This is a genomic window from Ensifer sp. D2-11, assembly GCF_054161295.1.
In genome coordinates this window covers 65,465-78,378 of sequence record NZ_CP096435.1, presented here as the reverse complement: position 1 = coordinate 78,378, position 12,914 = coordinate 65,465, and the positions used below count along the sequence as shown (strand labels likewise).

Genomic DNA, 12,914 nt, shown 5'->3' with positions numbered 1-12,914 from the left:
TCATCAATATTCGCAGTCGAACAGTTGGCAACATAGAGCCCTGATAGCAATGCGCGTCCCATCAAATCCCCTCATCCTGATTGGACCGACCATTCTTCTTCTTTTTGCAGCCACATTCGTGTGGATCTGGATGATAGATCGGCGGCGCAAGCATCTCTTGTATTATGGTGGAGGCGCCCTGCTCTTCTGTATCGGAGCGATGTCGCAGATCTTCGCGATCCCTGAAGGAGCAGGCCCAAATGCTGTCGTATCGGCGTTCATATATGTCTCAAGCGTGTTGGTCCTGTGTGATGGACTGCTGAGGCGATCCGGGCGTGGCTTGCATTGGGCAGAGTATGTCGCCAGCATCATCTTGATCGTGGGAGGGATCGCTTATTTCTTCTATATCGACCGCCAGCTCATTACCCGCATCTATCTTCTCAATTTCGGGATTGGGGTGATCTGTCTTGCCTCCACTTTGCGTCTGCGTGGGCTGCGCTACGGGAAAGCTGCAGAACGCGTCCTCTTCTGGGTTTTGCTGGCGTTTTCGATACACTTCTTCTTGAGGACCACTCTCACCGTCGGGCTAGTCGCCCCATCCGCCACTACCTTCGCATCCTCGCCGTTCTGGCTCGCACTACAGTACTCCGTCGCGGTGCTGGGGGTGGCACTTGCATTGGCTATCGTTCAGGTGGCTGTAAGCGACACCCTTGACGAACTGCGACGGGAACGTGCGCTGGATCCGCTCACCGGACTGCTGAACAGACGGGGTTTCGAAGAATTCGCGACCGAGCGACTGCAGGGTCCGCATGCATGGCCAATCAGTTTGATGGTCGTCGATATCGACCATTTCAAGAAGGTGAACGACACGCACGGCCATCTCGCGGGTGACGCTGTTCTAAAGACCTTCGGTCAGCTGATGCTCGCCACGGCGAGACAAGTTGATGTTTGTGGTCGGTTGGGAGGGGAAGAATTCTTGATACTTATGCCCAATTGCGAATTGGAAGGCGCGCGTATTGTAGCTGAGCGACTGCGCACGAGCGTTGGTACGGCAGTGTTCGATGGGCTCCCGAAGGAATGGCGCGTGACAGCGAGTGTAGGGATCGCTGAGATTCGCAGAGGTGAAGCTTTATCGGATCTGATCGCTCGCGCGGACGAAGCGCTGTACGAGGCGAAGCGTTCCGGCCGAGATCGCGTCAACGCATACCGACAGGCAATCGCCGGTGTCTGATGGATCTAGGCCGCGGGTGCACCGAAAAGGAGCGCCGACGGCGCAAGAACCGCTCGCTAAACGTCCCTTGAAATCTCCGCGAGCGCCGTTTGCAGTTCGCTGTCCAGAAACGGCTTCGTCAGCAAGGGGATGTTCGAGTATCTTGCATCAAGGCCTTTGCTGCCATAGCCCGTGGCAAAAATGAACGGTACGTTGCGTTCCGCCAGAATGTCCGCAACGGGATAACTGGGCTCCCCGTCCAGGTTGACGTCGATGATGGCGATGTCGAACTGCCCTTTCCGCGCCACATCGAGCGCCTCCGGCATCCGAGAGGCTATAGCGGCGACCTCATGCCCGAGTTCGCATAGACTATCTTCAATCAGCATGGCGATCATGGATTCGTCTTCGACCACGAGTACCCGAAGTCTGCGCTCTGTCATGCGTCGAGCCCGTAAAAGCATTGGACGTTATGTGAGTGGCGCTTCGATGTGAAAGCGCACGCCGCTGGGCGCAAAAACAAGATCAACCTTGCCGCCGAGTTCGCGGGCCAAAGCACGTTCGAGCAGACGAGTGCCAAAACCCGTCCGCGCTGGGACTTTGACAGATGGACCACCAATCTCCTCCCATTGTAAATGCAGGTGAGACACGCTCTCGCAATCGCTGACATGCCAGTTGACCTTGATCAGACCGCCGTCGTTCGTGAGCGCCCCGTATTTTGCAGCATTCGTGCAAAGCTCATGAAAAGCCATCGATAATGCCAACGCCATTTTCGGCCGCAACCGGAGCGGCGGACCAGAGGCCTGAACGCGCTGCTGGGGTTCCACGCAGATTGGATTGATCGTCGCGTGAAGGACCTCTTGAAGATCCGCACCCTGCCAACTCTCCCGAGTAAGCACGTCGTGCGCCCTTGCCAATGCTACGAGCCGGCTTTGGAACCGGCCAAAGTCCTGGCTTGCATTTACACCACGGAAGGTTTGCGCAGCCAGCGATTGAACCGTGGCAAGCGTGTTCTTCACGCGGTGGTTCAGTTCGTTGACCAGGAGTTTGCGATGTTCTTCGTTGCGTCGCCTTTCAGTAATATCGCGCGCGATCTTCGACGCGCCGACGACGCGACCGCGGGCGTCTTTCAAAGGGGAAACCGTCAACGAGACATCGATCAAGCTTCCGTCCTTTCGAATTCGTACCGTCTCATAATGGTCGATGTGCTCGTCTCGCCGAATCCTTTCAAGGATGCCCGGCTCCTCGTCCTGGCGGTCGGGCGGAATGAGGATGGTTATAGGTTTTCCGATCACTTCCTCGGCGCTATAGCCGAACAGGCGTTCGGCGCCTCTATTCCAAGTCTGGATAACGCCTTGCGTGTCCTTGCTAACGATCGCATCATCCGAGAATCTGACAATGGACGCGAGCCGTTCCGCATATTCCGCAGCTTTCTCGCGATCGGAGATGTCCACCAGCATGTTGACCGCCCCAACAAGCTTGCCGGCGACATCATGCAGCGGAGTGGGATAGGGTATGAACGGCACACGGGTACCATCCGGTCTTTCGGCCACGGCCTGTTCGCCACGGACCGGCCGATCTTCTTTGAGCGCCACGGCCATTGGACATTGGTCGTGCGGCAGGTAGGTGCCATCCGGCCTATAGAGACGCCAGGTGACACACCATTTATCTCCGATCTGTGGAGTGCGGCCGGCCATCTCGACAGCCGCCTTATTGAAGAAGGTGATGCGACCTTCGGCATCTGTGGTGTAGACGGCGGCGGGCAGCGCCTCGAGCAAGTCACGCATGTTCTGTTCGCTTTCGCGGCGGCGATCGTCCATGCGTTTGGCTTCGGTGACATCAAGCAGAACCCGCACGCCATAACGGAATCGACCGTTGCGATCGCGCACAGTCGAGCTGTAAACGTCGAGATAGATCACCGTCCCGTCCGCCTTCACGGCGCGCTTGCGGATCGCATAGGTATCGGTCTCTCCGCTGACCTGCCGCGAATAGCAACGGGTCTCCTCGTCGCGGTCATCCTCGTGCGTGTAGTCGAGGAACGTCATGTTCAGCAGTTGCTCGCGCGAGCGGCCCAGCATGGTGCAAAATGCATCATTCACCCGCAATAGGCGCCCATCCGCATCGGACTCGGCGATCCCGATCGTGGCCGCCTGATACGTGGCCGCCAAACGTTCCTCGGTCTCGCGCCACGCGTCTTCTGTTTCGTGCAGGCTGGTCACATCGGTCGTGAAGCACCGCGTATTGACGAATTTCCCATCCTCGAAGCGACTGTTGGAAGTGATCAGCACATGCTTGATCGAGCCGTCTCGTGCGCGCAAACGGGCGGGATAGCGATCGAGTTTTTCGCCGCAGGAAAGGCGGTCAAGAATATCGCCGATAACCGGTGCATCGGCGTGAAATTCAGCAATGTGCCGGCCTACATACTCGTCCGCCGGATACCCCAGGAGTTCCAGCTCTGCCTTATTCGCCCGCAGAATGATCCCCGCGGCGCTAACGATGTGCAGCCCGATGGCGCTGTTTTCGAAAAAGTCCTCCAGGTCCTTGCTCTTGCGGTTAACCTCCGCTTCGATCCGCTTTTGTTGCGAAATATCCTGGAAGCAATTGATCGCCCCTTGAATTACTCCCCGATGGTCTCTGAGTGGGCGAATATTCACGAGCGCAAAGATGCGGGATCCGTCGGGTCTTTCGATGATCACCTCGGCGTTGCGCGTCGAGACACCGGTCTTGATCGCCTCAGCCATGGGGCACTCCTGGTGCGCCATGGGCGAGCCGTCTGAGAGGAAAAGACGTTGGGAACCACAAAATCGCTCTCGCGGCGCGCTAAGCGATGGCTGTCTACCCCAAAGTTCGGCAGCCTCCGCGTTGTATCGCACGAGCCAGCCCTCGTGATCACAGACGTAAACGGCTCCCGGTATAGCATCAAGCGCAGTTGGAGCTGACGTGATCAGCGCTTCGTATTCGGTCAGTACGCGACCGGTGAGCGGAAATTCCTCGACATTCGACATAAATGCTTTCCCTTACGGCTCTTCAAGGGGTCGATTGAATCTCAGCCGGTGTCGTGGAAAGACAACTCTGCTCGACGCGCGGTCCCCAGGTGCGCAGCGCGCAACCTGCATCAACGTACCGCACGCGGTTTTGTTCCCGCCTTTTCTGACCCGCGCATTGTCGAACCGGCAGCGTTATTAAAATCATGAGACGCGGGATGCGGGAGGAAAACCGCACGCACTTTTCCTCATCCCACTCTGGACCCCGGCGCTTTAGAGATCTACATTCGAGCTTCTGTGAGCCTGAAATTGCATCAGGTCCAGCCCCTTCGCATCGCCCACCGCAATGAATTGCGGTTCGGGCCCGCGCTTCAGCCCTCAATAGACGCAATCTCACCGTGTAAGCGGGAGGAGTTTCGATGACCAATGCCCAATGCGCCTGCGGCGCTCTAAGACTGATACTTAGCGAACCGCCACAATTGACCGCGCTGTGTCACTGTTTCGCTTGCCAGCGAAGAACTGGTGCTCCGTTCAGCGCTAATGCGTTCTACTCGATCGACTGTGTCGAAATATCTGGAGTGTCTACAGAATACATTCGCACTGCCGAGAGCGGTCGCAAGGTCCGATTGCATTTTTGCCCAAGCTGCGGTTCGACCCTCTATTGGAAAGCCGACGCGTCGCCGTCCTGGATCGGGGTGGCGGTAGGTTCATTTGCCGACCCGGCCTTCGCGCCACCTGCCATGTCAGTATTCGAACGATCGAAACACAAATGGGTGCAACTTGATGGAACGGTAGAGCATTTCCAAGACCTTCCAATCATCGGCGGAGCCAAGGATTTACCACGGTAAGTCCAGCCGCTTCGAACGGGCTGCTATCGCGTGTCGCGACGATAAATCCCCTGGAGGCGGCAATGGCGGCAATATATCCGTCGGCCGTCGGAAATCCCTTGCCGGCCGCTCGAGCGGTCACCGCAAGCTCGGCATAATGGCGAGCAGCTCCAATTTCGAACGGCAATACGCGATCGCCAAACAGTTCGAGCACGCCGTCAAGCATTTCGGTCAGAGCCTTCTTGCGCCGACCGTCCGGCAGCGCACCGATGCCGAACAGCAGCTCGGCCAAGGTCACACTGGCCAGATACAAGGTTTCAGCGACCTGCTCGTTCAACCAGGAGCGAGCGCACGGCCGGATCGGGAGCCGGTTTCATCGCCTCGGAGACGACATTCGTATCCAGGACAATCATTCAAATCTCATGGGCTGCGCCGACGCCTTGTCACGTGTCTCGTCGAACAGTGCGAAATCGTCATTGGTCAGCCCCAATCGCCGGCCGAGCTCAGCCAGGGCATCGCCCATGCGAACGCGCTGCTCGGGTTTCACCGCACTTTCCAAAATCTCCCGGACTTCCGCCTCGGTGCTGCGGCCGTGCATCGCCGCTCTCACGCGCAAGGCGCGATGCACTTCATCGGGGACATTCCGAACCGTCAGGATCGCCATAGTCACGCCCTCGCATTCGCTTTCAATGACAGCAATATAATTGTTTTGCAGTCACGCCGAAACTTGAGCGACAGGGCCTTAAGCTTCCTAGACTGCTGGCACCAATCTCATACGGTGGCCAGGCGCGATCTCGACGAGTTCGGAGGTCGGGGGCGCGGAAAAGACGTCCGGTGCCGTGCTGCCGTCAAATGCGAAGCTGCGACCGGCAGGAAGCGGCACATCGGCAAAGTGGTCTTTCGTCCCCGGGTTCACCGCTGCATCCGGATCGGGAATGGCGGCGATGAGCCGACGCGTATAGGGATGGGCGGGCGTTTCGAAGATGTCCCGCCAGCCGCCCTCCTCCACGACCTGGCCGAAGAACATCACCAGCACCCGGTCGCTCATATGTTCCACCACACTCAGGTCGTGGCTGATCATCAGGTAGCCGAGGCCGAGCTTTTCCTGTAGGTCCAGCAGCAGGTTAATGATCTGTGCGCGGATCGACACGTCGAGGGCGGATACCGGTTCGTCTAGCACGACGATTTCCGGTTCGAGGATGAGCGCGCGGGCAATGCCGATGCGCTGGCGCTGGCCGCCGGAGAACTCGTGCGGATAGCGGTTCGCCTGCTCGGGCGTCAACCCCACATTGGCAAGCATGACCTCGATCCGGTCGGCGATCTCCGACGCCGCCGTGATGCCGTGCAGCCGCAGCGGCGCGGCGAGCGAGGTGCGTACCGACTGGCGCGGGTTCAGCGAGGCATAGGGGTCCTGGAAAACCATCTGCACCGCCTTGGCACGCTGCATCCGTCCGGGCGCGCCCGGCCCTGTGAGCGGCTGACCGCGATAGCGGATCGTACCTTCGGTCGGCTCCTGAAGACCGAGGACGGAGAGCGCCGTCGTGGATTTGCCGCAGCCGGATTCCCCGACGATCGACAGGCATTCGCCCTTGGCGAGCGAGAAGCTGATGCCGTTGACGGCATGCAGCATGCGCCGCCCGGTTCCGAGCAGCCCTCCGCCGGAGAGGGAAAAGCGGACATGCAGGTCATTCACCTCCAACAGGGGGTCGGTCATGGCTGACCACCCTCTTTCGCGCTGCGCGGCGCGATGAAGCGGGTCTCGGTGAGCTTCGACCGGTCGGCGATGATGCTGTCGATGTCGACCAGCCGCTGACGGCCGTGCAGACTGCGGCTGCCGAAGCGCGGCAGGGCGCCGAGGAGCCCACGGGTATATTCATGCCGCGGTGCCGCGAAAAGCGCCCTTGTCTCGTTCTCCTCGACGAGGCAGCCGGCATACATGACGCCGACCCGCTGGCAGATGCTGGCGATCACGCCGAGATCGTGGCTGATGAAGAGAACCGCCGTACCGCGCTCGGCGCAGAGTTCCTTGATCAGGCGCAGCACCTCGGCCTGCACGGTGACGTCGAGCGCCGTGGTCGGCTCGTCGGCGATCAGGAGGTCCGGATTGCAGGCGAGCGCCATGGCGATCATCACGCGCTGGCGCAAGCCCCCCGACATCTGGTGAGGATAGTTGCGCGCACGCCGGTCGGGATTGGGCACGCGCACGTTGGCGAGCGCTTCGATTGCGAGTTTTTGCGCCTCGTCCCAGCTCTTTCCCTGATGCAGCACGAACATTTCGGCGATCTGCCGGCCGATGGTCGAGAGCGGGTTCAGTGCCGTCATCGGCTCCTGAAAGATCATGGCGATGCGGTTGCCGCGCAGGCGCCGCATCTCGCGCTTCGGCAGCTCCAGCAGATTCTGGCCTTTGAACAGGATCTCGCCGCCGGAGACTGCGAGCGGCTTCTTGAGAAGCCCCATGACGGCGAGTGAAGTCACCGACTTGCCCGAGCCGGACTCCCCGACGAGACCATAGGCCTCGCCCGGCATGATCTGGAAGGAGACTCCTTTGAGGAGCGGACGATTGACGGAGCGGCCGACCGCGACGCCCATGTGGAGTTCCTTGATGTCCAGAAGCGCGCTCATGGGGTACGCGTCCTCATATGCGGGTCGAGGCTGTCGCGCAGGCCGTCGCCGAGAAGGTTGAAGCCGAGCACCGAGAGGAAGATGGCAAGGCCGGGGAAGATGGCCACCCAGGGCGCGAGCTGGATGAGCTGGCGCGCATCCGTCAGCATCGAGCCCCAGCTCGGGAACGGCGGCTGAATGCCGAGGCCCAGAAAGGAGAGCGCGGCTTCCGAAAGCACCGCGGAGCCCATGCCGAGCGTCGCCATGACGAGGATCGGCCCCATCATGTTCGGCAGGATCTGTGTGAACATGATGCGAAGGTCCCCGTAGCCGAGCGTCTGCGCCGCCTGCACATAGCCCAGCGACTTCAGGGAGAGTGTCGAAGAGCGGGCGATGCGGCAGGTCCAGCTCCAGTTGGTGAGACCGAGCGCGATGAGCAGCGACGGTAGGCCGGGACCCAGCACCGCCATCACGGCGAGCGCGAAGATCAGCGAGGGAATGGCGAGCATGACGTTCGTGAAGCCGTTCACCAGATCGTCCCACCAGCCGCCCCAATAGCCGGCGGTCATGCCGAGCGTGACGCCGATGATCGAGTTGATCACCTGAGAGACGATGCCGACCGTCAGCGAGATCTGCGCGCCGTAGAGGATGCGGGTGTAGACGTCCCGCCCCTGCCCGTCCGTGCCGAACCAGAAGGTGGCGTCCGGCGGCAGTTCGGAGTTCATCAGGTCCGCGTCGAGCACGGGGTCGAAGGGCGCAATCCACGGGGCGAGGATGCCGGCGAGGATCACCAGCGTCGTCAGTCCGGCACCGAGCCAGAAGTTGAAGCCGAGGCGCATTCCCGTCACTCCTGCTTGATGCGCGGATCGATCGCGGCATAGATCAGATCGACGGCCGTGTTGATGACGAGGAACCAGAGCACGATCACGAGGATCGTACCCTGCACCACGGGAATGTCGCGGCTCGCCACGCTATCTACCAGAAGCGAGCCGATGCCGGGCCAGGCGAAGAGCTTCTCGATGACGACGGCCTGGCCGATCAGCGAACCGAATTGCAGGCCGACGGTCGTGACGATCAGCACCAGCGCGTTGCGCGCCACATGCCAGCGCACCACCTTGGCCTCGCTCATGCCCTTGGAATGGGCGGTGCGGATAAAGTCGGCGTTGAGGACATCGAGGACTCCGGCCCGCGTGGTGCGCGCGAGAAGTGCAAGCGGCGTGACCCCGAGCGTGACGGCGGGCAGAATCAGGTTCCGGAAAGACCCGTCGCCGTAGCCGAAGCTCGGCAACCAGTTCAGCTGCAGGGCGAAGAGATACATCATCAGGAGGCCCAGCCAGAACTGCGGCATGGAGAGGCCTGACACCGCCCCGATCATCGTCACCGTATCGAGCATCGAGCCGGGCCTCAGCGCCGCAATGAAGCCGAGCGGCACACTGACGACGAGAGCGAAGACCATGGCGGCGATCGCCAGTTGCAGCGAGGCCCACATGCGGTCGTTGATGAGGTCGATCACCGGCTGACGGGTGCGGAAACTGGTGCCGAGATCGAATTGCGCAAGGTCCGTGACATAGGTCACGAAGCGCTCCATCAACGGCTTGTTCAGCCCGAATTCCTCGTTGAGGCGGGCGATCATCTGCGGGTCGGCGGCGCGCCTGCCGTCGGCGAAGAGGCTTGCGGCGAAGGTCCCCGGTACGACGCTGAAGATGACGAAGATAAGCAACGCCACCACTACGACCGTGGGTATGATCTGCAGGATGCGGCGCAGGGTGAAACGAAGCATGAGCGGTTCCGTTCTGGCCGCCCCGTACACGGGCGCGGCGGCAATCGATGAGGGGGCAGCCGCTGCTACCCCCTCCCCCTCAAGGTCTTACTGGCGCGATGACGGCGCCGTCTCGTCGATCCAGATTTCGTCATAGGGCTGGACCGCCAGTTCCGTGGCGTTCGGAACGAGGCCGTGGATCCACGGCTGGTATGCCATCACCGCCTTGTTGTAGTTGAAGAACCAGACCGGAGCGTCGTCCTGCACGATGTTGTTGGCTTGGCGCAGGAGATCGTTCTGCTTGGCAGGGTCGCGTTCCTGCTGCGCCGCCTCATAGAGCTTGTCGAATTCCGGGCTTGCATAGCTGGTGTAGTTGCAGGCCGATTGCGCCGTCTTCGAATAGTAGCAACGCAGTGCGTTCAGCGGGTCGGGGCCGGAAAGGTTCGACCAGATGAAGGCCTGGAAGTTGTTGGTCGTCACCGCCTCGCCGAGCGTGGAGCTTTCGACCGGCTTCGGCTTCACGGTGATGCCGACCTTCTTCAGCATCGGCAGGATGGCTTCGACGATCGGCACGCCCCAGCTTTCGTTCGGGCTCGCCGTCACCTCGAATTCGAAGCCGTCCGCATAGCCGGCCTCGGCGAGCAGCGCCTTTGCCCTCTCCGGATCGTAGGCGTAGGGCGCCTTGTCCTTGTCGAAGGCGGGCGAGGAGATCGGCAGCCAGCCGGAGGCCGGGTAGGCCTTGTTCTTAACCAGGCGCTCGATGATCAGCGGCGCATTGATGGCATGGTTGATTGCCTGGCGCACCCGCTTGTCCTTGAAGGGCTCGAAGGCGGGGTTGAAGCCGATATTGCGGGTATAGACCTCGGCGACTTCCAGGAGGTGATTCTTCAGACCCTCCTCGCCCTGATAGGCCTGGTACTGGGTGGGGCCGAGGATCGAAACGTCGATTTCCTTGTTGCGGAAGGCGACGTCGCGCGCGGCGTCCTCGGCCATCAGCACGATGTTGATGCGGTCGAGATAGGGCCTGCCCTCCTCGTAGTACTTGTCGAATTTTTCCACGACGACCTGCGAACCGGGCACGTGCTCCTTGAAGACGAAGGCGCCGAGGCCGACCGGATTCTTGCCGAAGGTCGATTCGTCCTCGACATTCGAAGGATAGATGACCGTCGTGTTCTGCATCAGCGGGAAGCCGGGATTGATCGTGCCGGTATAGGTGATCTCCAGCGCGTGGTCATCGATCTTCTTCAGCCCCGAAATCTCGTCGGCCTTGCCGGCGATATAGTCCTCGGCGCCCTTGATGACGGCGATAAAGCTCGCGCCGGGGAAGGCGTTTTCCGGATTGGCGATGCGCTTGTAGCTGTAGATGATGTCGTCGGCCGTCAGCGGCTTGCCGTTGTGGAACACGGCGTTTTTACGCAGGTGATAGGTGTGGACCATGCCGTCCTCGGAAACCTCCTCCGAGGTCGCCAGTTCCAGGACGGGCTTGTTCTGGTTCGAATCCCAGCTGTAGAGCGCACGGTGGATGGCCTGCGTGATGAACTCTTCCTGCGTGTTAGGGCTCGACTGCACGTCCAGCGTGGCGAAGCTCGAGCCGTAGGGCGCGGTGAAGACGAGCGTTCCGCCATGGCGCTCGCCCGCGGCAAGCGCCCCGGCAGCCACGCCGAGGCTGAGCATTGCGGCCAGTGTCAATCTCTTCAGCATTTCGTTCTCCCTCTCGTGCCGTTCTCGGCATCGTTTCGGTTCAGTTCGTCAGGCCGTCAGCGCGCATCATGCACGACGCGGCCCGCAAGCAGGGTCAGCACGCAGCTTGTGTCCGAAAGGATGGTTTCGGGCGGGGCAGCCAGAAGGTCGTTGTCGAAGACGGCGATGTCCGCCCACTGGCCGGGCACGAGCCGCCCTTTCACCCCCTCGGCTTTCTGCGAATAGGCGCCGTATTCCGTATAGGCCTGCAATGCCTCCTCGCGGCTCAGCCGTTCGGATGCCGCCATCACCGTGCCCTTGCCGGTCTGGCGCGTGAGCATCGCGTGCAGGTTCGGGAAAGGATCGGGCGAGCAGACCGGCGAATCCGAGCCGGTCGACGGTTTCAAGCCCATGCGCATCCAGGTGCCGATCGGGTAGGATAACCGGCCGCGCTCCTCCCCGAGCACGGATATGTAGCTGTCGCCGAAATCGTGGATGAAGGCCATCTGCGGCGCAGGCAGAATACCGGCCGCCTTCATGCGCGCATTTTGATCCGGTGTGGAAAAGCCGCAATGCTCGACGCGATGGCGGCGGTCGGGATCGGGATTTGCGGCAAGCGCCTTCTCGTAAGCCGTGATTAGCTGTTCGATCGCGCCGTCGCCGATGGCGTGGCAGACCATCTGATAGCCGCGGTCGTGGCAGGCCATGACGACCGCCTCGACCTCCGCGTCCGGCAGCATCTGCACGCCGGTATTGTCCGCTTCGCCCCGATAGGGCCTCGTCATCCAGGCGGTGCGCCCGCCCGCCGAGCCGTCGAGGAAGACCTTGACGCCGCCGACGCGCAGCATGTCGTCGCCGGCGCCGGAAAGAAGGCCCGCGCGCCAGCAATCCTCGACGATGGAAACGCCGGGATCGCCGAGCAGGGTCAGCCAGACGCGCACAGGCAGCCGGCCGGAAAGCTTGGCCATCTCATAGGCCTGGATTTCAGCAAAACCGGAGACCTGCCCCACGGCCGCATCCATGCAGCTCGTGATGCCGAAGGAGAGGAGATACCGCCCTGCCCGCTCGATTCCGTCGATCAGGTCCTCTGTCGTTGCCGGCGGCATGGCAGCCTTGACGAGGTTCTGGGCGTTTTCCGCCAGGAAGCCGTTCAGCCGGCCCTCCGTGACGCCGATCACGCCGCCTTCCGGCACGGCCGTTGCCTCGGTGATGCCGGCAAGCTCCAGAGCGCGGGAGTTGGCGATCGAGACATGGCCGCAGGCCCGTGTCAGCAGGACCGGGTGATCGGGGGCCACGCGATCGAGATCGTCACGCGTCGGGTGCCGTCCGGTGTCGAGCTTGACCTGATCATAGCCGCGGGCGCGCACCCAGCCGCCCTTCGACGTTGTGGCTGCGCGGTCGGAAATCCGGCCCATCAGGGCGGCGAGCGTCGGTGCGCTCGCGGGCGTGGCGTCGACCCAGCCCATGGCCATGCCGGTTGCGATGAGATGCAGGTGGTTGTCGATGAGGCCGGGGGTGGCGAAGCGGCCTTCGAGGTCGATGACCTCGGTGCGCGGCCCCTTCAGGCCTAAGATGTCCGTATCGCTGCCGGTTGCAAGAACCTTGCCTTGCCACACGGCGATAGCCTCGCTGATGCCCTCCTCCCGGCCGCGCCAGATCCGGCCATTGATGAGGATAAGATCGGCTTCTATTCCGAACGCCATTCACAACTCCCCCCTGTCGGTACCGGACGGGCCGGCACCTATTTCCTCCAGGCGCAACGTGGAAGGTTGTAGTTGGCTTGGCCAATTCGCTTTTGGCACCAACCCATGCAGAAACGACATACCTATTTCGATTGAATGACTTATGATCGGCCGCAGCACGCGCGCAGCAAAGGG

At 61.4% G+C, this 12,914-nt stretch carries 11 protein-coding genes and 1 pseudogene; 2 read left to right on the top strand and 10 right to left on the bottom strand.

The window, feature by feature from the left end:
• The first annotated feature begins 49 nt into the window (after positions 1-49).
• Positions 50-1,210: a GGDEF domain-containing protein gene (locus M1D34_RS25920; RefSeq protein ID WP_498785354.1), complete on the top strand. Its 1,161-nt coding sequence runs from the start codon at positions 50-52 to the stop codon at positions 1,208-1,210.
• Positions 1,211-1,266: 56 nt separating this feature from the next.
• Here M1D34_RS25920 and M1D34_RS25915 read toward each other — a convergent pair whose 3' ends face one another.
• A complete protein-coding gene (locus tag M1D34_RS25915; protein WP_498785353.1) occupies positions 1,267-1,629 on the bottom strand; it encodes a response regulator in 363 nt (120 codons plus the stop codon).
• A gap of 27 nt (positions 1,630-1,656) precedes the next feature.
• Positions 1,657-4,191, bottom strand: a complete 2,535-nt coding sequence (locus M1D34_RS25910; protein WP_498785351.1) for a PAS domain-containing sensor histidine kinase — start codon at positions 4,189-4,191, stop codon at positions 1,657-1,659.
• 398 nt (positions 4,192-4,589) lie between these two features.
• Here M1D34_RS25910 and M1D34_RS25905 point away from each other — a divergent pair, with 398 nt between their 5' ends.
• On the top strand, positions 4,590-5,018 hold the full coding sequence (locus tag M1D34_RS25905) for a GFA family protein (RefSeq protein WP_498785349.1): 429 nt from the start codon (positions 4,590-4,592) through the stop codon (positions 5,016-5,018).
• Here M1D34_RS25905 and M1D34_RS25900 read toward each other — a convergent pair.
• The 8 genes and pseudogenes from M1D34_RS25900 to M1D34_RS25865 form a co-directional block, all read right to left on the bottom strand.
• Positions 4,987-5,410, bottom strand: a pseudogene (locus M1D34_RS25900) (type II toxin-antitoxin system VapC family toxin). The gene M1D34_RS25905 and the pseudogene M1D34_RS25900 overlap by 32 nt on opposite strands.
• A complete protein-coding gene (locus M1D34_RS25895; protein ID WP_498785347.1) occupies positions 5,407-5,661 on the bottom strand; it encodes a FitA-like ribbon-helix-helix domain-containing protein in 255 nt (84 codons plus the stop codon). Before M1D34_RS25895 ends, M1D34_RS25900 begins: the two are co-directional and overlap by 4 nt.
• A gap of 87 nt (positions 5,662-5,748) precedes the next feature.
• Complete coding sequence (locus M1D34_RS25890; protein WP_498785345.1) at positions 5,749-6,711, bottom strand: ATP-binding cassette domain-containing protein; 963 nt, start codon at positions 6,709-6,711, stop codon at positions 5,749-5,751.
• Positions 6,708-7,619: an ABC transporter ATP-binding protein gene (locus tag M1D34_RS25885; RefSeq protein ID WP_498785343.1), complete on the bottom strand. Its 912-nt coding sequence runs from the start codon at positions 7,617-7,619 to the stop codon at positions 6,708-6,710. Before M1D34_RS25885 ends, M1D34_RS25890 begins: the two co-directional genes overlap by 4 nt.
• Entirely contained in the window at positions 7,616-8,437 is an 822-nt protein-coding gene (locus tag M1D34_RS25880; protein ID WP_100674058.1) for an ABC transporter permease, read from the bottom strand. The genes M1D34_RS25885 and M1D34_RS25880 overlap by 4 nt, the downstream gene beginning before the upstream one ends.
• Positions 8,438-8,442: 5 nt before the next feature.
• Positions 8,443-9,378: an ABC transporter permease gene (locus M1D34_RS25875; RefSeq protein ID WP_498785341.1), complete on the bottom strand. Its 936-nt coding sequence runs from the start codon at positions 9,376-9,378 to the stop codon at positions 8,443-8,445.
• An 87-nt stretch (positions 9,379-9,465) separates the two neighbouring features.
• A complete protein-coding gene (locus tag M1D34_RS25870; RefSeq protein ID WP_498785339.1) occupies positions 9,466-11,058 on the bottom strand; it encodes an ABC transporter substrate-binding protein in 1,593 nt (530 codons plus the stop codon).
• Between the two features lie 56 nt (positions 11,059-11,114).
• Positions 11,115-12,740 (bottom strand): amidohydrolase, encoded by a 1,626-nt coding sequence (locus M1D34_RS25865; RefSeq protein WP_498785337.1) that lies wholly within the window; start codon positions 12,738-12,740, stop codon positions 11,115-11,117.
• Positions 12,741-12,914: the final 174 nt, after the last annotated feature.